The sequence below is a fragment of the Pseudomonas sp. FP2300 genome (assembly GCF_030687595.1).
GTDB lineage: Bacteria > Pseudomonadota > Gammaproteobacteria > Pseudomonadales > Pseudomonadaceae > Aquipseudomonas > Aquipseudomonas bijieensis.
On record NZ_CP117440.1, the window covers coordinates 276980 to 303558 of the forward strand.

11 protein-coding genes are annotated in these 26579 nt (G+C 61.0%); 9 read left to right on the top strand and 2 right to left on the bottom strand.

What is annotated here, in order from left to right; translation table 11 throughout:
• Window positions 1–113: 113 nt before the first annotated feature.
• Window positions 114–14105: a LapA family giant adhesin gene (locus tag PSH86_RS01215; protein ID WP_305487251.1), complete on the bottom strand. Its 13992-nt coding sequence runs from the start codon at window positions 14103–14105 to the stop codon at window positions 114–116.
• Window positions 14106–14463: 358 nt separating this feature from the next.
• Here PSH86_RS01215 and PSH86_RS01220 point away from each other — a divergent pair, with 358 nt between their 5' ends.
• The 7 genes from PSH86_RS01220 (at window position 14464) to PSH86_RS01250 (ending at window position 23486) form a co-directional block, all read left to right on the top strand.
• Complete coding sequence (locus tag PSH86_RS01220) at window positions 14464–15813, top strand: TolC family outer membrane protein (protein WP_109751852.1); 1350 nt, start codon at window positions 14464–14466, stop codon at window positions 15811–15813.
• A 36-nt stretch (window positions 15814–15849) separates the two neighbouring features.
• On the top strand, window positions 15850–18006 hold the full coding sequence (locus tag PSH86_RS01225; RefSeq protein ID WP_109752337.1) for a type I secretion system permease/ATPase: 2157 nt from the start codon (window positions 15850–15852) through the stop codon (window positions 18004–18006).
• Entirely contained in the window at window positions 17996–19363 is a 1368-nt protein-coding gene (locus PSH86_RS01230) for an HlyD family type I secretion periplasmic adaptor subunit (RefSeq protein ID WP_109751853.1), read from the top strand. Before PSH86_RS01225 ends, PSH86_RS01230 begins: the two co-directional genes overlap by 11 nt.
• Window positions 19364–19775: 412 nt before the next feature.
• Window positions 19776–20678: a TauD/TfdA family dioxygenase gene (locus PSH86_RS01235; RefSeq protein ID WP_163855814.1), complete on the top strand. Its 903-nt coding sequence runs from the start codon at window positions 19776–19778 to the stop codon at window positions 20676–20678.
• 37 nt (window positions 20679–20715) lie between these two features.
• A complete protein-coding gene (locus PSH86_RS01240; RefSeq protein ID WP_305487256.1) occupies window positions 20716–21741 on the top strand; it encodes an ABC transporter substrate-binding protein in 1026 nt (341 codons plus the stop codon).
• 5 nt (window positions 21742–21746) lie between these two features.
• A complete protein-coding gene (locus tag PSH86_RS01245) occupies window positions 21747–22607 on the top strand; it encodes an ABC transporter ATP-binding protein (RefSeq protein WP_212801714.1) in 861 nt (286 codons plus the stop codon).
• 12 nt (window positions 22608–22619) lie between these two features.
• Entirely contained in the window at window positions 22620–23486 is an 867-nt protein-coding gene (locus PSH86_RS01250) for an ABC transporter permease (RefSeq protein WP_305487260.1), read from the top strand.
• A 162-nt stretch (window positions 23487–23648) separates the two neighbouring features.
• Here the strand turns inward: PSH86_RS01250 and PSH86_RS01255 are convergent, their stop codons facing one another.
• Window positions 23649–24017 (bottom strand): DUF6124 family protein, encoded by a 369-nt coding sequence (locus tag PSH86_RS01255; protein WP_176688814.1) that lies wholly within the window; start codon window positions 24015–24017, stop codon window positions 23649–23651.
• 627 nt (window positions 24018–24644) lie between these two features.
• On the opposite strand from PSH86_RS01255, the gene PSH86_RS01260 reads away from it, so the two are divergent.
• Window positions 24645–25136 (top strand): cell division protein, encoded by a 492-nt coding sequence (locus PSH86_RS01260; protein ID WP_305487263.1) that lies wholly within the window; start codon window positions 24645–24647, stop codon window positions 25134–25136.
• Window positions 25129–26571: a TIGR01777 family oxidoreductase gene (locus tag PSH86_RS01265; RefSeq protein WP_305487265.1), complete on the top strand. Its 1443-nt coding sequence runs from the start codon at window positions 25129–25131 to the stop codon at window positions 26569–26571. The genes PSH86_RS01260 and PSH86_RS01265 overlap by 8 nt, the downstream gene beginning before the upstream one ends.
• The last annotated feature ends 8 nt before the right edge of the window (window positions 26572–26579 follow it).

Consider the following 26579-nt stretch of genomic DNA (forward strand, 5'->3'; position numbering starts at 1 on the left):
CTTATCGTGGCGAGGGAGCTTGCTCCCGCTGGGCTGCGCAGCAGCCCTAAAAAACAGGGCCGCTTCGCCCCCCCAGCGGGAGCAAGCTCCCTCGCCACGGGTTTGTGTCAGGTTCAGCTGTTGTTGTGATCGACCTTGATGGTCGGGTCACTGCCGGCGATCAACGTGTTCAGGTTGATGTTCGACCAGTTGTTGCCTTCGAGCTTGATCGTCACATCCGGTGTGGCCGCTGCGCCATTGGTCGCGTTGAACTGGCCGGTGGTGCTGACCTGCAGCGAGGACACGCCATCGACCGTGCTGATTTTCAGGAAGTGGTCGATGGTGCTTCCGGTTTCGCCCTGCAGCAGATCTCGCAGGTCGATCCGGTCGCCCTCGCTGGCCTTGAAGTCCTTGATCACGTCAGTGCCGGTGTCGCCGGATTTCCAGACAAAGGTATCGCCTCCCAGGCCACCGATCAGGGTGTCATTGCCCTGACCACCGATCAGTGTGTCGTTACCCGTGCCACCCAGCAGGATGTCATTGCCCTTGCCACCGTTGAGCGTGTCGCTGCCACCCTGGCCGAAAATGATGTCGTTGCCGGCGCCGCCCAGCAGGGTGTCATTGCCATCGTGGGCACCGGACACATCGAACGCGGTGTAGTGCTCGGTGATGTACTGGTGCACGTTGCTGGTGGTGACCTTGCTGACGTCCACGCCGCTCTGCTGGGCCACGAACGCCTGGATGGCCTGGTAACCCTCGCCGGCAATGCCGTTGAAGCTCACCAGGTCGCCGAACAGGATGTCATTGCCGTCGCCACCGTTGACCGTATCGGCGCCCGGCAGGGTCGCTTCGGTGTGGCCGATGATGGAGTTGGCCAGGTTGCTCGGGTCGATGTTGGTTTGTGGCTTGCCATCGGAGTCGTAGGGGGCGAGATCGGACAGGGTGACGCCGTTGTTCAGGCCGATGGCTTCAACGTTGCTCAGACCTTTGAGCAGGGTGAAGCTGGCCGTTGAGCCGTCTGCTGCCGAGGAGTCGCCCCACCAACCGCCGGCCTGGTTGGAGAACTCGAACGTGCCATTGCCCTCGGCATGCACCGTGCCGACGTAGTTTTCATTCCAATTCTTGCCGTTCTTGATCGACAGGAACATGTCCCCATTTTCTTCGATGATGAATTTGTGTGTGCTGTCGATCGTCTGGGTGTAGTACTTGCCAACGGTGTAGTTGGCCGCGCTCAGGACGTCGTCGAGCTTGACGGTGCCGTACAACACTGGGTTCGTCTCTTCGCCGGACTGGTAGCGCGTTGGCTCACCGTCGGTGATGAAATACGTCAGGTTCTTCGCGCCGGTATTGCTCAGGGCCTGGGTGCTGTTGAAGAAGTTTGCGGTGGTCTTGAACACGTCTTCATAGTTGGTATTGCCGCCGGACACCATCGAGTCGAGCACGCTCTTGAGCAGTGTCAGCGCGTTCGGATCGTTGAGGTTGACCGCAACGTTCTTGTTTACCTGGTTATCGAAGTCCGCCAGGAAAATGTTCACGGTTCCGGAGTTGCTGCCCAGGCTCTGCTTGAGGGTGTTGAACACTTGGGTCAAGGAGTTCTTGGCAGCGGTGACAGACGACGAACTCATGCTGCCCGAGCTGTCGACCATGAAGGCAATGTTGTAGTTGACCCCTGGCACCACGGTCAGCCCGCCGATGTCGGCGACCACGATGTCGTTGCCGTCGGTGCCGGTGACGTTGTCGCTGCCAGACGTGGCGGTGACGGCGTTGTAGGTCGCCGGGTACACCGTGACCGGGATCTGCGCTGTGCTCACCGCCGAGCCGCCGAGGGCTTCGGTGGAGGTCGAGGTCACGGTCAGGTTGAAGTGGCCGTTGTAGTAGGCCGGTGGGGTCAGGGTCAGGCTGCCCAGGTTCCAGCCGGTGACCGAAGCTTCGCCGTTGCTGCCCACGGTAGCGGTATGGCCCGCGCCGTCGCTCAGCACGCTGCCTTCTGGAATACCACCGATCTTCACGCTCAGGCTTTCGGAGCCGTCGGTGTCGGTCAGGGCGGTGGTGATCTTCGACAGGTTCACGCTGGTGCCTTCGGCGCCTTCGTTGAGCTTGTAGCCGTCGTAGTAGCCTTCACCGTTGGTGCCGTGCAAGTCGGAGACGGTCACGCCAGCGTTCACCAGGTCGGTCACGCCGGTGTACAGCGGCACGCCGGCACCGTTCAGGTCGACCGGTGTGCTGCCGTTGATCGACAGGTTCACGTCATAGCTGCCCGGGCCGCTCTGGTTGTGGTGGTAGATGTCCAGGGTGTAGTAGCCGCTGGTGGTCGGCGTGAACGAACCGTTCAACTGGCCGCCAGCGCCCCAGGTCGTTGCCGCCACGGTTTTGCCGCCGATGGTGACCAGCAGGCTGTCATCGCCCGTGCCGCTGAAGGTGTAGGTCTTGCCGGCTTCGAGGAAGATCAGGCCAGAGGTTTTCGATGCCGTACCGGCGTTGACGTTGCTGTCGGACTGCACGTTGGTCACGTTGGTGCTGCTGTTCGGCGTGCCGGCGGCATCGATCACTGACTTGAGCGTGCCGGAGGCCGCGCCGCTGCCATCGGTGCCCAGGCCCGACAGGCCGGTCCAGACTTCCTTGATCAGGCCGGTGGAGGTCACGTTGTTGCCGGCCACGTTGAGGGTCGGTGCGTCGGCGACCGGCGTGATGTCGATCTTCACGGTACTGGTATTGCCCAACGCCTGACCGTCGGTTGGCTGGAAGCTGATTTGCGCGTAATCGGCCTTTTGATCGCCCACGCCAGCCGGGTTGCCGTTGGCACCAGATTCGTTGGCATCGGGGGTAAAGCGCAGCTTGCCAGCGTCGATGTCAGCCTTGGTGAAGGTCTGGTTGCTGGCCACGTCCTTCCAGGTGGCGCCGTCCAGGTACTGCAACTTGCCGTCGCTCGGCAGCCCGGTGATTTTTACACCCTGGCTGGCGGCGGCGCTGTCCACATCGCTGATGCCGAAGGTCGACCAGCCGAGGACCAGCGAAGTGTCTTCGGTACCGGTCACCGCGCCACCGGTGGCCACTGGCGCATCGTTGACCCCGACCACGTTCACAGTGGTGGTTGCGGTGTTGGAGTAGCTCGCGCCATCGGTCACCGTCACGGTGATGATGCGCGGTACGGTGCTCGGGTCTTCGCTGTTGTTGATGAAGCTGATGTTCTTGATCTGCTGCATGTAGTCGGCCAGCGTCGCATTGCCCGTCAGCGTCAGCACGACCTTGCCGTCCGTGCTGTTGGCGTTGATGCTGATGCCATTGACGCTGTTGCCCAGGTTCAGCGCATCGCCAGGCTGGCGGTTGGTCAGCACGATAGTGGCGCCGGTCAGCATGGTGCTGTCCGGGTCGGTGATTTTCAGGTCGGTGTCGGCGATGGACACGCCGGGGCCAGTGGTGCCTTCGGTGAACGTCACCTGGTAATCGGCACCGGTCTTGCCGCTGGAGTTGTTGGCGTCCAGGTCGAGTACAGGCGGCGCATCGTTGTCGATGATCGAGGTGCTGACGCTGCCGTTGGTACCGCTGACCGCCAGGTGCTCGAAGTTGCCACCGGTGGCCGAGTCGATCTTGACCACGAAGTTTTCAGTGCCTTCGGAGATCTTGTCGTCCAGCGTCGCCACATTGAAGGTCGTACTGGTGGCGTTGGCCGGGATCTTCACGGTGTAGACACCGGTGAAGTCCGTGCCGTCGGCGGCGGTGCCGCTGTAGACGATCTTGAGTGTCACCTCGGTTTGTGCAGGGTTCGTCAGGCTGACGGTGTATGTGGCCGCCTGGCCTTCGGTGACCGACGTGCTGCCGGTGATGCTGACGGTGGTGTTGTCGACGGTGTCGCCCACGGCCGTCGACGCGCCGGTCTTATCGACCGCGATGGCTTCGAGGTTGCCGCCGGAGGCCGATTTGATCGTCTCGGTGATGGACGGTGCACCGGTGTAGACATCGTTGCCGACGGCCACATCCAACACGCCCGAGCTTGCGCCCGCAGCGATGGTGATGGTTTTGCCGCTTTCCAACGTGACGGTCACCGGACCGTTTTGCGCGGTGACGGGTTTGCCGTCGGCACCGGTCAGGGTGGCGGTGTAGGTGATGGTGCCGTTTTCGTTCACGGTCGGATTGGCGGTCAATGTCACCGTGGTGGTGTCGTTGACGTCGCTGACGACGGTGCTGACTGGCGCAGTATTTGGAGCAATGGCTTCCAAGTTGCCGCCGGATGCATCTTTGATCGACTCAGTAACCGTCGTTGGGCCTTGGTAAACATCGTTACCCACAGCGACATCGAGCACGCCCGAACTTGCACCCGCAGCGATGGTGATGGTTTTGCCGCTGTCCAGGGTAACGGTGACTGGACCATTTTGCGCGATGACAGGTTTGCCGTCGGCACCGGTCAGGGTGGCGGTGTAAGTGATGGTGCCGTTTTCGTTCACGGTCGGATTGGCGGTCAAGGTCACCGTGGTGGTGTCGTTGACATCGCTGACGACGGTGCTGACTGGCGCAGTATTTGGAGCAATGGCTTCCAAGTTGCCGCCGGATGCATCTTTGATCGACTCAGTAACCGTCGTTGGACCTTGGTAAACATCGTTACCCACAGCGACATCGAGCACGCCCGAACTTGCACCCGCAGCGATGGTGATGGTTTTGCCGCTGTCCAGGGTAACGGTGACTGGACCATTTTGCGCGATGACAGGTTTGCCGTCGGCACCGGTCAGGGTGGCGGTGTAAGTGATGGTGCCGTTTTCATTTACGGTTGGCGTGGCGGTCAAGGTCACGGTGGTGGTGTCATTGACATCGCTAACGACGGTGCTAACCGGAGCGGTGTTAGGAGCGATAGCTTCGAGGTTGCCGCCAGTGGCGGTACTGATGCTTTCGGTGACGGTAGTCGGACCTTGGTACACGTCGTTGCCAACGGCTACGTCCAACACGCCCGAGCTTGCGCCCGCGGCGATGGTGATCGTCTTGCCGCTTTCCAACGTCACAGTCACCGGACCGTTTTGCGCCATGACCGGTTTGCCGTCGGCACCGGTCAGGGTGGCGGTGTAAGTGATGGTGCCGTTTTCGTTCACGGTCGGATTGGCGGTCAAGGTCACCGTGGTGGTGTCGTTGACATCGCTGACGACGGTGCTGACTGGCGCAGTGTTTGGAGCGATAGCTTCCAGGTTACCGCCCGATGCCGAGGCAATCGACTCGGTCACGGTGGTTGGACCTTGGTAAACGTCGTTGCCGACAGCGACATCGAGCACGCCCGAACTTGCACCGGCGGCGATGGTGATGGTCTTGCCGCTTTCCAGGGTAACGGTGACTGGGCCATTTTGCGCAATGACCGGTTTGCCGTCGGCACCGGTCAGGGTCGCGGTGTAAGTGATGGTGCCGTTTTCGTTCACGGTCGGATTGGCGGTCAGCGTTACCGTGGTGGTGTCGTTGACGTCGCTGACGACGGTGCTAACCGGAGCGGTGTTAGGAGCGATAGCTTCCAAGTTGCCGCCGGATGCATCTTTGATCGACTCAGTAACCGTCGTTGGGCCTTGGTAAACATCGTTACCCACAGCGACATCGAGCACGCCCGAACTTGCGCCCGCAGCGATGGTGATGGTCTTGCCGCTTTCCAGGGTGACGGTGACTGGACCATTTTGCGCAATGACGGGTTTGCCGTCGGCACCGGTCAGGGTCGCGGTGTAAGTGATGGTGCCGTTTTCATTCACGGTCGGCGTAGCGGTCAATGTCACTGTGGTGGTGTCGTTGACGTCGCTGACGACGGTGCTGACTGGCGCAGTATTTGGAGCAATGGCTTCCAAATTGCCACCGGATGCATCTTTGATCGACTCGGTGACGGTGGTTGGGCCTTGGTAAACGTCGTTGCCGACAGCCACATCCAGCACACCCGAGCTCGCACCTGCGGCGATGGTGATGGTTTTGCCGCTGTCCAGGGTGACGGTGACTGGACCATTTTGCGCAATGACCGGTTTGCCGTCGGCACCGGTCAGGGTGGCGGTGTAAGTAATGGTGCCGTTTTCATTCACGGTCGGCGTAGCGGTCAACGTCACCGTGGTGGTGTCGTTGACATCGCTAACGACGGTGCTGACCGGCGCGGTGTTAGGAGCGATAGCTTCCAGGTTACCGCCCGATGCCGAGGCAATCGACTCGGTCACGGTGGTTGGACCTTGGTAAACGTCGTTGCCGACAGCGACATCGAGCACGCCCGAACTTGCACCGGCGGCGATGGTGATGGTCTTGCCGCTTTCCAGGGTAACGGTGACTGGGCCATTTTGCGCAATGACCGGTTTGCCGTCGGCACCGGTCAGGGTCGCGGTGTAAGTGATGGTGCCGTTTTCGTTCACGGTCGGATTGGCGGTCAGCGTTACCGTGGTGGTGTCGTTGACATCGCTAACGATGGTGCTGACTGGCGCAGTATTTGGAGCAATGGCTTCCAAGTTGCCGCCGGATGCATCTTTGATCGACTCAGTAACCGTCGTTGGGCCTTGGTAAACATCGTTACCCACAGCGACATCGAGCACGCCCGAACTTGCACCGGCGGCGATGGTGATCGTCTTGCCGCTTTCCAACGTCACAGTCACCGGACCGTTTTGCGCCGTGACCGGTTTGCCGTCGGCACCGGTCAGGGTGGCGGTGTAGGTGATGGTGCCGTTTTCATTCACGGTCGGCGTAGCGGTCAACGTCACGGTGGTGGTGTCGTTGACATCGCTGACGACGGTGCTGACTGGCGCAGTATTTGGAGCAATGGCTTCCAAATTGCCACCGGATGCATCTTTGATCGACTCGGTGACGGTGGTTGGACCTTTGTACACGTCGTTTCCAACGGCTACGTCCAACACGCCCGAGCTCGCACCCGCAGCGATGGTGATGGTTTTGCCGCTGTCCAGGGTGACGGTGACTGGACCATTTTGCGCAATGACCGGTTTGCCGTCGGCACCGGTCAGGGTGGCGGTGTAGGTGATCGTGCCGTTTTCGTTCACGGTCGGATTGGCGGTCAATGTCACGGTGGTGGTGTCGTTGACATCGCTGACGACGGTGCTGACTGGCGCAGTGTTTGGAGCGATAGCTTCCAGGTTACCGCCCGATGCCGAGGCAATCGACTCGGTCACGGTGGTTGGACCTTGGTACACATCGTTGCCGACGGCTACGTCCAACACGCCCGAGCTTGCACCCGCAGCGATGGTGATGGTTTTGCCGCTGTCCAGGGTAACGGTGACTGGACCATTTTGCGCAATGACCGGTTTGCCGTCGGCACCGGTCAGGGTGGCGGTGTAAGTAATGGTGCCGTTTTCATTCACGGTCGGCGTAGCGGTCAACGTCACCGTGGTGGTGTCGTTGACATCGCTAACGACGGTGCTGACCGGCGCGGTGTTAGGAGCGATAGCTTCCAGGTTACCGCCCGATGCCGAGGCAATCGACTCGGTCACGGTGGTTGGACCTTGGTAAACGTCGTTGCCGACAGCGACATCGAGCACGCCCGAACTTGCACCGGCGGCGATGGTGATGGTCTTGCCGCTTTCCAGGGTAACGGTGACTGGGCCATTTTGCGCAATGACCGGTTTGCCGTCGGCACCGGTCAGGGTCGCGGTGTAAGTGATGGTGCCGTTTTCGTTCACGGTCGGATTGGCGGTCAGCGTTACCGTGGTGGTGTCGTTGACATCGCTAACGATGGTGCTGACTGGCGCAGTATTTGGAGCAATGGCTTCCAAGTTGCCGCCGGATGCATCTTTGATCGACTCAGTAACCGTCGTTGGGCCTTGGTAAACATCGTTACCCACAGCGACATCGAGCACGCCCGAACTTGCACCGGCGGCGATGGTGATCGTCTTGCCGCTTTCCAACGTCACAGTCACCGGACCGTTTTGCGCCGTGACCGGTTTGCCGTCGGCACCGGTCAGGGTGGCGGTGTAGGTGATGGTGCCGTTTTCATTCACGGTCGGCGTAGCGGTCAACGTCACGGTGGTGGTGTCGTTGACATCGCTGACGACGGTGCTGACTGGCGCAGTATTTGGAGCAATGGCTTCCAAATTGCCACCGGATGCATCTTTGATCGACTCGGTGACGGTGGTTGGACCTTTGTACACGTCGTTTCCAACGGCTACGTCCAACACGCCCGAGCTCGCACCCGCAGCGATGGTGATGGTTTTGCCGCTGTCCAGGGTGACGGTGACTGGACCATTTTGCGCAATGACCGGTTTGCCGTCGGCACCGGTCAGGGTGGCGGTGTAGGTGATCGTGCCGTTTTCGTTCACGGTCGGATTGGCGGTCAATGTCACGGTGGTGGTGTCGTTGACATCGCTGACGACGGTGCTGACTGGCGCAGTGTTTGGAGCGATAGCTTCCAGGTTACCGCCCGATGCCGAGGCAATCGACTCGGTCACGGTGGTTGGACCTTGGTACACATCGTTGCCGACGGCTACGTCCAACACGCCCGAGCTTGCACCCGCAGCGATGGTGATGGTTTTGCCGCTGTCCAGGGTAACGGTGACTGGACCATTTTGCGCAATGACGGGTTTGCCGTCGGCACCGGTCAGGGTGGCGGTGTAGGTGATGGTGCCGTTTTCATTCACGGTCGGCGTAGCGGTCAACGTCACCGTGGTGGTGTCGTTGACATCGCTAACGATGGTGCTGACCGGAGCGGTGTTAGGAGCGATAGCTTCGAGGTTGCCACCCGTTGCGGAAGCAATCGACTCAGTAACTGTCGTTGGGCCTTGGTAAACGTCGTTGCCGACAGCCACATCCAGCACACCCGAGCTCGCGCCCGCCGCGATGGTGATCGTCTTGCCGCTTTCCAACGTCACAGTCACCGGACCGTTTTGCGCCGTGACCGGTTTGCCGTCGGCACCGGTCAGGGTGGCGGTGTAGGTGATGGTGCCGTTTTCATTCACGGTCGGCGTAGCGGTCAACGTCACGGTGGTGGTGTCGTTGACATCGCTGACGACGGTGCTGACTGGCGCAGTATTTGGAGCAATGGCTTCCAAATTGCCACCGGATGCATCTTTGATCGACTCGGTGACGGTGGTTGGACCTTGGTACACGTCGTTTCCAACGGCTACGTCCAACACGCCCGAGCTCGCACCCGCAGCGATGGTGATGGTTTTGCCGCTGTCCAGGGTAACGGTGACTGGACCATTTTGCGCAATGACGGGTTTGCCGTCGGCACCGGTCAGGGTCGCGGTGTAAGTGATGGTGCCGTTTTCATTTACGGTTGGCGTGGCGGTCAAGGTCACGGTGGTGGTGTCATTGACATCGCTAACGACGGTGCTAACCGGAGCGGTGTTAGGAGCGATAGCTTCGAGGTTGCCGCCACTGGCGGTACTGATGCTTTCGGTGACGGTAGTCGGACCTTGGTAAACGTCGTTGCCAACGGCCACGTCCAACACGCCGGAACTTGCACCGGCGGCGATGGTGATGGTCTTGCCGCTGTCCAACGTCACGGTCACCGGACCATTTTGCGCAATGACGGGTTTGCCGTCGGCACCGGTCAGGGTCGCGGTGTAAGTGATGGTGCCGTTTTCGTTCACGGTCGGATTGGCGGTCAATGTCACCGTGGTGGTGTCGTTGACGTCGCTGACGACGGTGCTAACCGGAGCGGTGTTAGGAGCGATAGCTTCGAGGTTGCCGCCACTGGCGGTACTGATGCTTTCGGTGACGGTAGTCGGACCTTGGTAAACGTCGTTGCCAACGGCCACGTCCAACACGCCGGAACTTGCACCGGCGGCGATGGTGATGGTCTTGCCGCTGTCCAACGTCACGGTCACCGGACCATTTTGCGCAATGACGGGTTTGCCGTCGGCACCGGTCAGGGTCGCGGTGTAAGTGATGGTGCCGTTTTCGTTCACGGTCGGATTGGCGGTCAACGTCACCGTGGTGGTGTCGTTGACATCGCTGACGACGGTGCTGACTGGCGCAGTGTTTGGAGCGATAGCTTCCAGGTTACCGCCCGATGCCGAGGCAATCGACTCGGTCACGGTGGTTGGACCTTGGTACACATCGTTGCCGACGGCTACATCCAACACACCCGAACTTGCACCGGCGGCGATGGTGATGGTTTTGCCGCTTTCCAACGTCACGGTCACTGGACCGTTTTGCGCAATGACCGGTTTGCCGTCGGCACCGGTCAGGGTGGCGGTGTAGGTGATGGTGCCGTTTTCATTCACGGTCGGCGTAGCGGTCAACGTCACGGTGGTGGTGTCGTTGACATCGCTGACGACGGTGCTGACTGGCGCAGTATTTGGAGCAATGGCTTCCAAATTGCCACCGGATGCATCTTTGATCGACTCGGTGACGGTGGTTGGACCTTGGTACACGTCGTTTCCAACGGCTACGTCCAACACGCCCGAGCTCGCACCCGCAGCGATGGTGATGGTTTTGCCGCTGTCCAACGTCACGGTGACTGGACCATTTTGCGCGATGACAGGTTTGCCGTCGGCACCGGTCAGGGTGGCGGTGTAAGTGATGGTGCCGTTTTCATTTACGGTTGGCGTGGCGGTCAAGGTCACGGTGGTGGTGTCATTGACATCGCTAACGATGGTGCTAACCGGAGCGGTGTTAGGAGCGATAGCTTCGAGGTTGCCACCCGTTGCGGAAGCAATCGACTCAGTAACTGTCGTTGGACCTTGGTAAACGTCGTTGCCGACAGCGACATCGAGCACGCCCGAACTTGCGCCCGCAGCGATGGTGATGGTTTTGCCGCTGTCCAACGTCACGGTCACTGGACCGTTTTGCGCAATGACGGGTTTGCCGTCGGCACCGGTCAGGGTGGCGGTGTAGGTGATCGTGCCGTTTTCGTTCACGGTCGGATTGGCGGTCAATGTCACGGTGGTGGTGTCGTTGACATCGCTGACGACGGTGCTGACTGGCGCAGTGTTAGGAGCGATAGCTTCCAAGTTGCCGCCGGATGCATCTTTGATCGACTCAGTAACCGTCGTTGGACCTTGGTACACATCGTTGCCGACGGCTACATCCAACACACCAGTGCTTGCGCCCGCGGCGATGGTGATCGTCTTGCCGCTTTCCAACGTCACAGTCACCGGACCGTTTTGCGCAATGACCGGTTTGCCATCAGCACCGGTCAGGGTGGCGGTGTAGGTGATGGTGCCGTTTTCGTTCACGGTCGGATTGGCGGTCAGCGTCACGGTGGTGGTGTCGTTGATATCGCTGACGACGGTGCTGACTGGCGCGGTGTTTGGAGCGATAGCTTCCAGGTCACCGCCCGATGCCGAGGCAATCGACTCGGTCACGGTGGTTGGACCTTGGTAAACGTCGTTGCCGACAGCGACATCGAGCACGCCCGAACTTGCGCCCGCAGCGATGGTGATGGTTTTGCCGCTGTCCAACGTCACGGTCACTGGACCGTTTTGCGCAATGACGGGTTTGCCGTCGGCACCGGTCAGGGTGGCGGTGTAGGTGATCGTGCCGTTTTCGTTCACGGTCGGATTGGCGGTCAATGTCACGGTGGTGGTGTCGTTGACATCGCTGACGACGGTGCTGACTGGCGCAGTGTTTGGAGCGATAGCTTCCAGGTTACCGCCCGATGCCGAGGCAATCGACTCGGTCACGGTGGTTGGGCCTTGATATACATCGTTGCCAATGGCTACATCCAACACGCCCGAGCTTGCGCCCGCAGCGATGGTGATGGTCTTGCCGCTTTCCAGGGTGACGGTCACCGGACCGTTTTGCGCGGTGACCGGATTGCCATTGGCATCGGTCAGCGTCGCGGTGTAGGTGATGGTGCCGTTTTCATTCACGGTCGGATTGGCGGTCAATGTCACGGTGGTGGTGTCGTTGACGTCGCTGACGACGGTGCTGACTGGCGCAGTGTTTGGAGCGATAGCTTCCAGGTTACCGCCCGATGCCGAGGCAATCGACTCGGTCACGGTGGTTGGGCCTTGATATACATCGTTGCCAACGGCTACATCCAACACGCCCGAGCTTGCGCCCGCAGCGATGGTGATGGTCTTGCCGCTTTCCAACGTCACGGTCACCGGACCATTTTGCGCAATGACGGGTTTGCCGTCGGCACCGGTCAGGGTGGCGGTGTAAGTAATGGTGCCGTTTTCATTCACGGTTGGCGTAGCAGTCAACGTCACGGTAGTGGTGTCTACCGAATCGGTAATCGTGGTGACCGCAGGCGCAGTGCTCGGCACCAGGTTTTCGAAATTACCGCCGGTGGCACCGGTGATGGTGGTACTGACTGTGCTGCCGTTGTTATAGACGTCATTGGCCGGTGTCTCGACGTTGACGGTCCCAGTCGTCTGGCCTGCAGCGATGTTGATCACCGCGCCATTGCTCAAGGTCACGGTCACCGGAGTCTGAGCCGGGTTGGTCAGTGTCGCGGTGTAGGTGATCTGACCGCCTTCGGTGATGGTGTTGCTGGCGGTCAGGGTCAGGCCGGTGGTATCCGCCGAATCGGTGATCGTGGTGACCGCAGGCGCAGTGCTTGGCACCAGGTTTTCGAAATTACCGCCGGTGGCACCGGTAATGGTGGTGCTGACCGTACTGCCGTTGTTGTAGACGTCATTAGCCGGCGTCTCGACGTTAACAGTGCCGGACGTCTGGCCCGCAGCGATGGTGATGACCGAGCCGTTGCTCAAGGTCACGGTCACCGGAGTCTGGGCCGGGTTGGTCAGCGTCGCGGTGTAAACAATCGAACCGCCTTCGGTGATGGTGTTGCTGGCGGTCAGGGTCAGGCCAGTGGTATCCGCCGAATCGGTAATCGTGGTGACAGCAGGCGCAGTGCTCGGTACCAGATTCTCAAAGTTGCCGCCGGTTGCGCCCGTAATGGTGGTGCTGACCGTGCTGCCATTGTTGTAGACGTCATTAGCCGGCGTCTCGACGTTGACGGACCCGGAAGTCTGGCCAGCAGCAATGGTGATGACCGAGCCGTTGCTCAAGGTCACGGTCACAGGAGTCTGAGCCGGGTTGGTCAGCGTCGCGGTGTAAACGATCGAACCGCCTTCGGTGATGGTGTTGCTGGCGGTCAGGGTCAGGCCGGTGGTGTCAGCCGAATCGGTAATCGTGGTGACAGCAGGCGCAGTGCTCGGTACCAGATTTTCAAAGTTGCCACCCGTTGCGCCGGTGATGGTGGTGCTGACCGTACTGCCGTTGTTGTAGACATCATTGGTCGGAGTATCGACCGCAACGCTGCCGGTGGTCTGGCCAGCAGCAATGGTGATGACCGAGCCGTTGCTCAAAGTCACGGTCACTGGGGTCTGGGCCGGGTTGGTCAGGGTGGCGGTGTAGGTGATCTGGCCGCCTTCGGTCACGGTGTTGCCCGCCGTCAGGGTGACGGTGGTGGTGTCGATGGTGTCGGTTATCTGAGTCACGGCCGGGGTGGTCGGTACGGTCACGGCGATGCCGGTACCGCCGGTGGTGCCAGTGACGGTCACGCTGATTTGGTTGGCGTCGTTATAAACGGTGTCGTTCGGTGCCAGCGGCACGTTGACGCTGCCGGTGGTTTGTCCGGCAGCAATCACGATCACAGAGCCGTTGGACAGGGTCACGGTCAGATCGGTCTGGGGCGCCTGGGTGACGGTCGCGGTATACACCAGCACGCCACCGGCCTCGGTCAAGGTCGGGGTGGCGCTCAGGGTCATCGTTGCATTGAGCACGGCGTTGGCGGTCGTATCCGTGGTGTCGCCACCCAGAATGTTGTCATCGGTGGCGGCAGCCGCAGCGAGGCCTTCGGTTGGGAAGCCAACGGTAGGGTCGACACTGCCAGCGGTGGCATCCAGCACCACAAAGCTGTGGCCGCCACCGGCGGCACCACCAGTCCCCGCGGCGGTAGCGCCGGCGGCGGTAGCTTCCAGGGCGGTCGTCGGGTCGACGCCAGCGGCGATGGCTTGCTGCAGTTCTTCTACCGACGGTGCGGCCTGGGCAGTGGCTTGTGCCAGGTCAGTGGAAGAGTCCGGAGCATTGGCGCTCCACTGAGTGTCGCGACCCAGGTCCAGGGTGCGGCCATCGGCCAACTCCAGTGTGACGGCGCCAGCAGGCCCGGTGTCCAATTGGTCGCCTACGTTCAGGCGATCACCTTCAATGAGTACGCGCCGGATGCCCTCGGGGGATACGACGAAAACCTGACCAACAATGCTTTTGACAACGGCAATAACACTGCTCATTGAAGACTCTCCGGGTGCCACGCTCAGTAGACTTCCATGGACCCGGCAGCTTGTAGGCGGCAGCGGTCTGGACGTTCATGTTCACAAAGTAAGGTTATTTGACGCTTTCACATGTCAATATTTTGGCTCTTATTTTTCAATTATTTTGTTTGTGCCAAACTATTGACCTTATGCCAGCCATCCTAAACAATCATTGGCGTAATGTCACATTGATATTTAAGCGGCGACCTGTTCTTTCGGTGCGTGTTCCAGCTCCTGTTTTGAACTTTCCGACATACGGTCATTCCGGTTGCCATCATCCGATGCAGCGCCACGTTTCGCTGTGATTCAAGACAAGAGTTTCGGGAATAATCCAACCATGCGTTCGCACCTGCTCAAGGCTTTACCCTTCGCCCTCGCCGCCAGTTTCGTACAAGCACAAACCTTGCCGCAGGCCATGCAACAGGCGCTGGACGTCCATCCTGAAATCCAGGCCGGTGTGAACAGTCGCCTCGCGGCCGATTACCAACTCAAGGCCGCCAAGGGCGGCTACCTGCCTAGAGTGGACCTTGCAGCCGGATACGGCCGTGAAGGCACCGACAGCGTCACCACCCGTTCAGGCGGTAACAATCATTGGGAAACCCTGAACCGCAGCGAGTCGAGCCTGCGTCTGTCGCAAATGGTTTTTGACGGTTTTGCGACGTCCAGCGAAGTGGGGCGTCAACAAGCCACCGTCAATGCCCGTGCCTACTCGCTGCTGGACGCATCCGAGCGCACCGGATTGACGGTGGCCCAGGTCTACCTGGACGTGCTGACCCGTCGCGAGTTCGTGCGCCTGGCCGAGGAAAATCTCAAGAGCCACGAGCGTATCTTCGACCAGATCAAGCTGCGCACTTCCCGTGGCGTGGGCAGCGGCGCCGACCTGGACCAGGCCGAAGCGCGCATGGCCCAGGCCCGCAACAACCTGATCACCGAACAGACCAACCTGGCCGATGCCGAGACCAACTACCTCAGCGCCGTCGGCCAACTGCCCGATCAACTGGAACGTCCTGCCGACTTTATGGCGCTGTTGCCGGCCAACCTGACCGAAGCCCGCGCCCAGATGCTGGAAAACAGCCCGGTATTGCGTTCGGCCGAAGCTGACATCGCCGCTGCCGAGCAACAGTACGAAGCCGCCAAGTCGAGCTTCTACCCACGCTTCGACGCCGAGTTGGGTCGCACGGCCGACAACGACCTGGACGGCCAGAACGGCCACAACAATGAATGGCAGGCCATGCTGCGCATGCGTTTCAACCTGTATGCCGGCGGCAGCAACAAGGCGGACCTGGAGTCCAAGTCGTACCTGTCCAACCAGGCCCTGGACATCCGCAACAACGCGCTGCGCCAGTTGAACGAAGAGCTGGGCCTGGCCTGGAACGCCTTGAACAACGCCAACGCCCAGGTGCCGGTCGCCCAGCAATATGTGGATCGCAGCGCCAACGTGCGCACCGCCTACCAGAAACAGTTCAGCCTTGGCGAGCGGACCCTGCTCGACTTGCTCGACAGCGAAAACGAGCTGTTCAGCGCATCCCGGCGCCTGGCGGAAATCAAAAACGTGCAGCTTTTCACCCAGTACCGGATCAAGGCAACCATGGGGCAGTTGTTGAAAAGCCAGGGTGTGGTCGCACCGTTGGCATCGGTTGTGCAGAACGACATGAAACCCAAGGTTCAGTTGCCTGGGATGAATTGAGTCTACAACCCGTTTTAATCAGTCAGAGTGCAGAGCGTGGAATCAGAAGTCAGTCCAGTCGAACTCGTTCATGACCCGCGCACGCTGCACGACGACCCGTTGCTGGACGGTCTGTTGGCGCTCTGCATGCTGCATCAGAAGCCGGCCAGCGCGGCGATGCTCACCACCGGCCTGCCGCTGCCCAAGCAACGGCTGAGCGTCGAATTATTGTCGCGTGCCGCCGCCCGTGCCGGTCTGCAGGGCCGGGTGCTGCAACGCAAGCTCGAGCAAATTCCACCCATCGCCATGCCAGCGCTGTTGCTGCTCAAAGACGGCCGCAGCGCCGTGCTGCTGGGCTGGGTCGGTGACGACCAGGCACGACTGTTGCTCAGCGAAAGCGACGGCGGTGAGGTGACCATCAGCCGCGAACTGCTGGCCGATGACTACAGCGGCAAGGTGTTCTTCGCCCAACCGCAGCATAAATTTGACGTCAACCACGGCACGCTCATTCCCCGGGCGCGTTCGTGGTTTCGCGACACTCTCAAACGGTCCCGCTGGCTGTACGCCGATGCCATCGCGGCCAGCTTGCTGATCAACATCATCGCCATGGCCGCGCCACTGTTCGTGATGAACGTCTACGACCGCGTGGTGCCGAACCAGGCCGAATCGACCCTGTGGGTGCTGGCCGTGGGTATCACCGGCGCCTATGTGTTCGACCTGATCCTCAAGATGCTGCGCAGCCTGTGTCTGGACCTGGCGGGCAAGAAAACCGACCTGATCATCTCGGCGACGCTGTTCGAGCGCATCGTCGGCATGTCCATGAAGTACCGCCCGGCGCGGGTCGGCAGTTTTGCCCAGAACATCCATGAGTTCCAGAGCCTGCGGGACTTCCTCGCCTCGCTGACCCTCACCAGCCTGATCGACCTGCCGTTCACCCTGCTGATTTTCATGGTCATCGCGATCATCGGCGGGCACCTGGTGTGGATTCCGGTGCTGGCGTTCCCGATTGCCCTGCTGATTGGCTATGCCTTGCAGAAGCCTCTGGTAGCGACTATGGAGCGCACCATGGCCCTGGGTGCCGAACGCCAATCCAGCCTGATCGAGACCCTGGCCGGCCTGGACGCAGTGAAGGTCAACAACGCCGAGAGCGAGCGTCAGTACCAGTGGGAACAGACCATCGGTACCCTCAGTCGCCTCGAACTGCGGGTGAAGATGCTCTCCGGCCTGGCGATGAACATCACCTTGCTGATCCAGCAACTGGCCGGCGTGATCATGATCGTCTTTGGCGTTTACCTGATCATCGCTGGCAACCTGAGCATGGGTGGGCTGGTTGCCTGCTACATGCTCAGCGGCCGCGCCCTCAGCCCGTTGGCCTCGTTGTCGGGCCTGCTGACCCGCTACCAGCAGGCGCGGGTGACCATGACCTCGGTCGACCAGATGATGGAGCTGCCCCAGGAACGCAATTTCGACGAGCGTCCGCTGAGCCGCAAGGTATTGCAGGGTGCCGTCGAATGCCGTCAGTTGAATTTCACTTACCCGGGCCAGCAGAACGCCGCGCTGAAGAACATCAACCTGGTGATCAAGCCGGGCGAGAAAATCGGCATCATTGGCCGCAGCGGTTCGGGCAAGAGCTCCCTGGCCAAGTTGCTGGTGGGCCTGTACCAGCCGGACGACGGCGCGTTGCTGGTGGACGGCGTGGACATCCGCCAGATCGACGTCAGCGAGCTGCGCTACAACATTGGCTATGTGCCCCAGGACATCCAGTTGCTGGCCGGCACCCTGCGAGACAACCTGACCTCCGGCGCCCGTTACGTCGAAGACGAGTTGGTGCTCCAGGCCGCCGAGCTGGCGGGCGTGCATGAGTTCGCGCGGCTGCATCCGCAAGGCTATGAACTGCAGGTCGGTGAGCGCGGGCAGAACCTGTCCGGTGGCCAGCGCCAGAACGTCGCCCTGGCCCGCGCGCTGCTGCTCAACCCGCCCATCCTGTTGCTGGACGAACCCACCAGCGCCATGGACAACACCGGTGAAGAACGCTTGAAGCAGCGCCTGGCCGCCGTGGTGGAAAACAAGACCGTGCTGCTGGTGACGCACCGGGCCTCCTTGCTGTCGCTGGTGGATCGCCTGCTGGTGATCGACCGTGGACAGATTCTCGCCGACGGCCCGAAAGCCGCTGTCATGGAAGCGTTGAAGAAGGGGCAGATCAGTGTTGCTTAAATCCGGTTTGAAGGGTGCCGTGGGCCGCTATTTCAAAGGCTCCGACTCGCTGCACGGGCAACCGCTGCCCGAGGTCAACAAAGCCCTGATCGAGGACGCTCCGCGGGTGGTGCGGTTGACGATCTGGGGCATCATCGGCTTCTTTGTGTTCCTGGTGCTGTGGGCCAATTTCGCCGAGATCGACGAAGTGACCAAGGGCGACGGCAAGGCGATCCCATCGTCCAAGATCCAGAAGATCCAGAACCTGGAAGGCGGCATCGTCGCTGAGCTGTTCGTCAAGGAAGGGCAGATTGTCGACGCCGGCGCGTCGCTGATTCGCCTGGATGACACGCGGTTTGTTTCCAACGTCGGCGAAACCGAGGCTGATCGCCTGTCCATGCTGTTGCGGGTCGAGCGCCTGAGTGCCGAGGTCGATGACCGGCCGCTGAACTTCCCGGCCGATGTGCTCAAGGCCGTGCCGGGCCAGGCTGCCAGCGAAGAGTCGCTGTACATCAGCCGTCGCCAGCAGTTGCACGATGAAATCGGCGGCTTGCAGGAGCAGTTGATCCAGCGCCAGCAGGAACTGCGCGAGTTCGTCTCCAAGCAGGCGCAGTACCGTTCCGGCCTGGCGCTGCAGCGCCAGGAAATCAACATGTCCGAGCCGTTGGTGGCCCAGGGCGCGGTGTCGCCGGTGGAAGTGCTGCGGCTCAAGCGCGCCGAAGTCGAGACCCGTGGGCAACTGGACGCTACCACGCTGGCGATCCCCCGCGCCGAATCGGCGATCAAGGAAGTGCAGCGCAAGATCGACGAGACTCGCGGCAAATTCCGCAGCGAAGCCCTGACCCAGCTCAACGAAGCCCGCACTGACCTGAATAAGGCCCAGGCCACCGGCAAGGCCCTGGAAGACCGGGTGAGCCGGACCCTGGTGACATCGCCGGTGCGGGGTATCGTCAACAAGTTGCTCGTGAATACCATCGGCGGGGTGATCCAGCCCGGTAGTGACCTGGTGGAAATCGTGCCGCTGGACGACACCATCCTGGTGGAAGCGAAAATCCGTCCCCAGGACATCGCCTTCCTGCACCCCGGCCAGGACGCCACGGTGAAATTCACCGCCTACGACTACACCATCTACGGCGGGATGAAAGCCAAGCTGGAACAGATCGGCGCCGACACCATCACCGATGAAGACAAGAAAACCACCTACTACATCATCAAGCTGCGCACCGAACGCAGCCACCTGGGCACGCCTGAAAAGCCCTTGCTGATCATCCCAGGGATGGTGGCCTCGGTGGACATCATCACCGGCAAGAAAACCGTGCTCAGCTACCTGCTCAAGCCCATCATCAAGGCCCGGTCCGAGGCGTTGCACGAGCGCTAGGCACACAGGTCTGTGGCTTGCCGCTTTTGTGGCGAGGGAGCTTGCTCCCGCTTGAGTGCGAAGCGCTCACTGCTTTTTGGGGCCGCTGCGCGCCCCAGCGGGAGCAAGCTCCCTCGCCACGGGATCGTGCCATTCTCCAAGCCCTTGTGGGAGCGAGCTTGCTCGCGATAGCGGCAGGTCAGATTTTTATCGATCACTGACACACCGTCATCGCGAGCAAGCTCGCTCCCACAGGTTCTGCCATATGGTTATGCATTTTTAATATTTAAATTAACTTTCTTATACCTTTAAGGTCATCCTCCTGCGTACCTGCCGACCAATCGGCGCGCCGCACGACACAAATCGACACGGGACCTCCGTGAGTTTTTGATCGACACGCGCCTGTAAAGCGCGCTGTGCGTGGGAGTGATGTATGCCAGCCGTCTCTTTTTCTCCAGATTCAAATGCCGCGAACATTGCGCCGCAGTCGTTCGAAATCCGTCCGTTCCCCGATGCCGTCGGCGCCGAGATCGTCGGGCTGGACCTGTCCCGGCCGATCAATGACCAGGATTTCGCCCGCATCCATCGTGCGCACCTGGACTATCACGTTGTGGTGTTCCGCGACCAGCGCATCACTCCTGAACAACAGATCGCCTTCAGCCGCCGTTTCGGCGTGCTGCAAATCCATGTGCTCAAGCAGTTCCTGCTGGCCGGGCATCCGGAAATCCTCATCGTCTCCAACATCATCGAAAACGGCCAATCCATCGGCCTGGGGGATGCGGGCAAGTTCTGGCATTCGGACCTTTCCTACAAAGAGCTGCCCAGCCTCGGCTCAATGCTCCACGCCCAGGAGCTGCCGAGCGAAGGTGGCGACACGCTGTTCGCCGACATGCACAAGGCCTGGGAGGGCTTGCCCGAAGCCTTGCGTAAAGCGGTTGAGGGCCGTTCGGCGGCGCATTCCTACACGGCGCGCTACAGCGAAACCAAATTCGAAGGCAACTGGCGCCCGACGCTTACCCCAGAGCAATTGGCCCAGGTCGCGGAAGTGGTGCATCCGATCGTGCGCACCCACCCGGAAACCGGGCGCAAGGCGTTGTTCGTCAGCGAGGGGTTCACCACCCGCATCGTCGGCCTGCCGGAGGACGAGAGCAACGCACTGCTGGCCGAGCTGTATGCCCACAGCGTGCTGCCGCAGAACATCTATCGCCATCAATGGCAGCCCCATGACCTGGTGTTCTGGGACAACCGTTCGCTGATCCATCTGGCCGCCGGTTGCCCGAGTCATCTGCGCCGCAAGCTGTATCGCACCACCATCCAGGGCGACGCCCCTTTCTGATCGGCTGCGCAGCGCGCAAAGAGCCCGGAGACTCACCATGTCCAAACGCATTGCTTTTGCACCGCTGGCCGCCGCCGTCGGCCTGGGTTTCAGTTTACTGGCCGGCAGTCTGGTCGCGCCCGCCAGTGCCCACGCCGAGGGCGAGATTCGTATCGCCGAGCAGTTCGGCATCGTTTACCTGTTACTCAACGTGGTTCGCGATCAACAACTGATCGAGAAGCATGGCAAGCAGGAAGGTATCGACATCAAGGTCGACTGGACCCAGTTGTCCGGCGGCGCGGCAGTCAACGATGCGTTGCTGTCGGGCTCCATCGACATTGCCGGGGCCGGCGTCGGGCCGTTGTTGACGGTCTGGGACCGCACCCGTGGCAAGCAGAACGTCAAGGCCGTGGCCTCCCTGGGCAACTTTCCCTATTACCTGTTGAGCAACAACCCCAAGGTCAAGACCATCGCCGACTTCACCGAGCAGGACCGCATCGCGGTGCCGGCGGTGGGTGTTTCGGTGCAGTCACGGTTCCTGCAATACGCCGCCGCGAAGCAGTGGGGCGACAAGGACTTCAATCGCCTGGACAAGTACACCCTGGCGGTTCCGCACCCGGACGCCACGGCGGCGTTGATTGCCGGCGGCACCGAGTTGACCGGGCATTTCTCCAACCCGCCGTTCCAGGACCAAGCGCTGCAAAACCCCAACGTCCACGTGGTGCTCAACTCCTATGACGTGCTGGGGCCGAACTCGCCCACGGTGCTGTTCGCCACCGAGAAATTCCGCGATGAAAACCCGAAGACCTACAAGGCGTTCGTCGAGGCGTTGACCGAAGCGGCCGAGTTCGCCCAGAACGAAAAGGGCGCGGCGGCGGACACCTACCTGCGGGTGACCAAGGCCAAGATCGACCGGGCGACCTTGCTGAAGATCATCGATAACCCGCAGATCGAATTCACTGTCACGCCGAAAAACACCTACCCGCTGGCCGAATTCCTCTACCGCGTCGGCGCGATCAAGAACAAACCCGCGTCATGGGAAGACTATTTCTTCCAGGACGCCAAACCGTTGCAGGGGAGCTGATCGTCATGAACGCGCGTTTGCAAGGCCACGCGGCCAGCAACCCCACTTCCACCGGCACCGCGTTGTTGTCGGTGGATAACGTCAGCCTGGAATACCGCACGCCGCAGCGGGTAGTACGGGCCACCCACCAGGTGAGTTTCGAAGTCGACCCGGCGGATCGCTTTGTTTTGCTCGGTCCGTCCGGTTGCGGCAAGTCCACCTTGCTCAAGGCCATTGGTGGTTTCATTGCGCCTTGCGAGGGCGAGATTCGCTTGCAAGGCCAAACCGTCAGTGCGCCGGGGCCGGACCGGATCGTGGTGTTCCAGGAATTCGATCAACTGCCGCCGTGGAAAACCGTGAAGCAGAACGTGATGTTCGCGCTGCTGGCGTCCCACACCCTCAAACGCCGCGAGGCCGAGGAACGGGCACTGCATTATCTGGACAAGGTCGGCCTGGCGGCGTTTGCCGATGCCTATCCCCACACCTTGTCCGGTGGCATGAAGGCCCGCGTCGCGATTGCCCGGGCATTGGCGATGCAGCCGAAAATCCTCTTGATGGACGAACCCTTCGCCGCCCTCGATGCCCTGACCCGGCGCAAGATGCAGGAAGAATTGCTGCTGCTCTGGGAGGAGGTGCGCTTCACCTTGCTGTTCGTCACTCACTCCATCGAAGAGGCGTTGGTGGTGGGCAATCGCATCCTCCTGTTGTCGCCGCATCCTGGCCGTGTACGGGCGGAAATCCACAGCCATCAATACGATTTGCACAGCCTTGGTGGCGTGGGGTTCCAGCATACGGCGCGGCGGATCCATGGATTGCTGTTCAATGAAGGTCAGCCGCCTGAAACCGAGCGTGAGCTGGATTTCACCGACATCCGTATCGCGTATTAAGGGGAGCCGTTCATGAGCCAATTATCGCCTGCGCGCGAAGAATACGAAGTTGACCTGCAACCCCTGACCCACGTGCCGCTGGAGCGGGAATTGCCCTTGGGCCAGCGCCTCTGGCAGCAGGGTTGGCTGCGCAAGAGTTTTATCCTGTTCGTGCTGGCGTTGGTGTGGGAGGGCGTGGCGCGTTACCAGAATAACGACCTGTTGCTGCCGAGCTTCTTGCAGACCGCCAATGCGTTGTACGACGGTTTGCTCAGCGGCGAGTTGCTGGGCAAGGTGTGGATTTCCCTGGTGGTGCTGCTCAAAGGCTATTTGCTGGGCATCATCCTGGCGTTTGGCTTGACCACCCTGGCGGTGTCGACGCAGTTGGGGCGTGATCTGCTCAGCACCTTGACGTCGATGTTCAATCCGCTGCCGGCCATCGCCCTGTTGCCGCTGGCGTTGTTGTGGTTCGGCCTGGGGCAGAACAGCCTGATTTTCGTGCTGGTGCATTCGGTGCTGTGGGCGCTGGCGTTGAACATGTATGCGGGGTTTCTTGGTGTGTCGGAAACGTTGCGCATGGCCGGTCGCAACTACGGGCTCAAGGGCCTGCGCTTTGTGCTGTTCATCCTGATCCCGGCGGCGCTGCCGTCGATCCTCGCCGGGTTGAAAATCGGCTGGGCCTTCGCCTGGCGCACGCTGATCGCCGCCGAACTGGTGTTCGGTGCCACCAGCGGCAAGGGCGGCCTGGGCTGGTACATCTTCCAGAACCGCAACGAGCTGTACACCGACAAGGTGTTTGCCGGGTTGGCGGTGGTGATTTTGATTGGGTTGTTGGTGGAGAACCTGGTGTTTGATTCCCTGGAGCGGGTGACGGTGAAGCGCTGGGGGATGCAGCGTTGATCAGTACTGCTCGCCACAGTTCGGGGTGCCTGGGCTGACGTCATCGCGAGCAGGCTCGCTCCCACAGGGCGATTGGCTGTGTCGCGGATATCTCAGCCAACACAGATGCAATGTGGGAGCGAGCCTGCTCGCGATGACGGTTTTCAATTCAGCGCAGCTCTGTCAGCGCGCAGCTTGAACCTCCAGTCGATCCATCGCCCGCTCCACCAACAAATGCACCCCATCGGCCATACGGCTGATCGCCAGGATCACGCTGCGACGGGTGCCATCGACATCATCGGCCAGGTCGGCGGCGATGGCGCTGATGGACAGCAGGTCTTCGGAGGCATTGGCCAGGAGGGTTTCGGTGTCGATGTCCGGGGCGACCATGAAGAGTTGGGCGGTTTGGGTTTTGCCCGAGGCTTCATCGGTGGGTTTGGGGTTGAGGTAGTAGTCGAGGGCGCGTTCGGCGGCTTCGTCGAGTTTGGTTTTCGAGGATTTGTCGGAGGTGCTGCCAGGGCTTCCTGGCGGATTCGGAGTGACTTTGAACATTAGAAAAATCCTAAACAGTAAATTAGTTGGAAGCCGTTACCGTCCGCTTGCACGCGAATGGGGTGGCGGCCGTACGCAGGTGTGCAAGACCGGGCCTGTTTAGGACACCCAGCAGATCCAAGGATCTCCTGCGCGCAGCCGCCATGAAGCCAGTGGGCAGAAGAAGCCCCTGAGCGATGTAGCGGTGCATCCTAAACAGTTTGTTCGGACTTGCACGTCCGTGTCACCGTTTTTTCAGTGACAAACTCAGACTAGCGGTGAGCCCCAAGCCGGACAAGTTCACCAACATCGCCGCAACTTGAAGGAAATCTCCTAGGACCCTGCTGTAGGTAAGCGGTACACAGAACCTGTGGCGAGGGGATTTATCCCCGCTGGGCTGCGCAGCAGCCCTCCAAATGGCTGAAGACCAACAACCTGACACACCGAGGCGGCCGCTTTTAGGGCTGCTACGCAGCCCAGCGGGGATAAATCCCCTCGCCACAACTGTGTTCGGCTTGGGTGCGGGGCGCAGGTTTCAAGCGCTCCAGGCGGCGGATTTTATTTATCGCTGCCCAGCCTATTAGCCAAGTAAAGCCCCGTTCATTTCCTTTAGACTGGCGGCCCTCAAGCAAGCCTTCAGGACATGGAATGCCAACCCCTCCCAGCACCCTTCGCAAAGCCCTGGTCGTTTGGTTATATGCCGCCGCCCTGATGCATCTGCTCGCCGGCGTTACGCTGACTTGGGCCGGCCATTCGGGCTTGCTCGACGGTTATCTGCAGAACATCGAGCAGGCTTTCTGGGGCGCCGACGCGGTGGTGCCCGCGACGGCCCGCACGCAGCAAGTCTGGTGGCTGGCCTTGTTCGGCGCCACGTTGCAAAGCTATGGGCTGTACATGCTTGCCCTCGTGCACATAGGCAGTCGTCTGAAGTGCGCCATGCCTTGGGGCTGGTTGATCGCTGGCATCGTGCTCTGGGCGCCCCAGGACATGTTGATCTCTGCCCAGGCCCGGGTCTGGTCGCACCTGTGGCTAGACAGCATCGCATTGCTCGTATTATTGCCGCCGCTGTTCTGGCTCTATCGCCACGACCGCCGCACATCCCTGACTGACAACGCGTCGAGTGATTCAAGCCATGCCTGACTTTTCACTGCTGGACTGGGCTATCACGCTGTTGATTGCCCAGGCTGTCCTCGGTGCGCTGGACACCCTGTATCACCACGAACTTACCGTCGCCTTGCCCTATCGCCACAGTGCCCGGTTGGAATTGTCCATCCATGCCTTGCGTTCGTGCTTCTACGGGATCCTGTTCCTGGGCATTGCGCATTTGGCCTTCGAAGGCACGTGGGCGATTGTCATCGCCTTGCTGTTCGCCTTGGAGATCGGCCTGACGCTCTGGGACTTCGTGGTCGAAGACCGGAGCCGCAAGCTGCCGCCCATCGAACGCATCATGCACACGGTGCTGGCGGTCAACGGCGGTGCCTTCTTCGCGTTGTACGGTGTGCAACTGGCGCAGTGGGCGAGTTTGCCCACCGGCCTGAGCGGGATCGACCTGGGCTGGCGCGGTTGGTTGCTGACCTTGTTCGCCATCGGCGTCACGGCCTCGGGGATTCGCGACGGCTTGGCGGCCTTGCGCATGCAACGCGCGGGCAAGCCCGCCAACCCGTTTGCCGGTGGCGGCTACAAGCGCGTGTTGGTCACCGGTGGCACCGGGTTTATCGGCGAAACCCTGGTCAACCAACTGCTCGACGCCGGGCACACGGTCAGCGTATTGGCTCGCGATCCATTGAAGGCGGCCTACCTGTTCGATGGCCGCGCCCGTTGCCTGCGTTCGCTGGGCAAGCTGGGCCATGACGAAACCTTCGATGTGGTGATCAACCTGGCGGGCGCACCGGTTGCCGGCCCACGCTGGAGCCCCAAGCGTCAGGCGCAACTCATCGCCAGCCGGGTCAATACCACCGAGGCATTGATGGCTTGGCTGAACAACGCCCGGCACAAGCCAGCGCTGTGGATTCAAGCTTCTGCCATCGGCTTCTACGGCGTGCGTGATGCCAGTGAGAGCCTCGATGAAAGCGCTGCCCGGGGCGATGGTTTCATGGCCGAACTCTGTGCGCGCTGGGAAGCCTCGGCGTTGCCCGCCACCGAGCTGGGCGTGCGCCAGGTGGTGATGCGCCTGGGCGTGGTGTTCGGTCCGGGCGGTGCGTTGCTGCCGTTGCTGATTCCGTTTCGCCTGGGGTTCGGCGGGCGGATGGGCGATGGTCGGCAAATCATGAGTTGGGTGCACCGCGACGACGTGATTGCCGTCATCGCCCGCGCCTTCGATGACGAAAACCTGAGCGGCACCTACAACCTGGTGGCACCAGAAACAGTCAGTCAGGCGCTGTTCGCCGAAAGCGTCGGCAAGGTGCTCAAGCGCCCGGTGTGGTTCCACATTCCCGCCGCGCCGGTGCGCGCCCTGGCCGGCGAAATGGCGCAGTTGTTTTTCGACGGCCAGCGTGTGCTGCCGAGCCGTCTCGTCGAGGCGGGTTATACGTTCCGTTACCCGACGCTCGACGCTGCCCTGCGCGACCTGGCCTGAGGAGCATC

What these genes read in the sequence shown, in the direction of transcription:
- PSH86_RS01240 (WP_305487256.1), top strand. Translation starts at nt 20,716, where the DNA reads ATGTCCAAACGCATTGCTTTTGCACCGCTGGCCGCCGCCGTCGGCCTG.
- PSH86_RS01235 (WP_163855814.1), top strand. Translation starts at nt 19,776, where the DNA reads ATGCCAGCCGTCTCTTTTTCTCCAGATTCAAATGCCGCGAACATTGCG.
- PSH86_RS01260 (WP_305487263.1), top strand. Translation starts at nt 24,645, where the DNA reads ATGCCAACCCCTCCCAGCACCCTTCGCAAAGCCCTGGTCGTTTGGTTA.
- PSH86_RS01250 (WP_305487260.1), top strand. Translation starts at nt 22,620, where the DNA reads ATGAGCCAATTATCGCCTGCGCGCGAAGAATACGAAGTTGACCTGCAA.
- PSH86_RS01245 (WP_212801714.1), top strand. Translation starts at nt 21,747, where the DNA reads ATGAACGCGCGTTTGCAAGGCCACGCGGCCAGCAACCCCACTTCCACC.
- PSH86_RS01255 (WP_176688814.1), bottom strand. Translation starts at nt 24,017, where the DNA reads ATGTTCAAAGTCACTCCGAATCCGCCAGGAAGCCCTGGCAGCACCTCC.
- PSH86_RS01265 (WP_305487265.1), top strand. Translation starts at nt 25,129, where the DNA reads ATGCCTGACTTTTCACTGCTGGACTGGGCTATCACGCTGTTGATTGCC.
- PSH86_RS01215 (WP_305487251.1), bottom strand. Translation starts at nt 14,105, where the DNA reads ATGAGCAGTGTTATTGCCGTTGTCAAAAGCATTGTTGGTCAGGTTTTC.
- PSH86_RS01220 (WP_109751852.1), top strand. Translation starts at nt 14,464, where the DNA reads ATGCGTTCGCACCTGCTCAAGGCTTTACCCTTCGCCCTCGCCGCCAGT.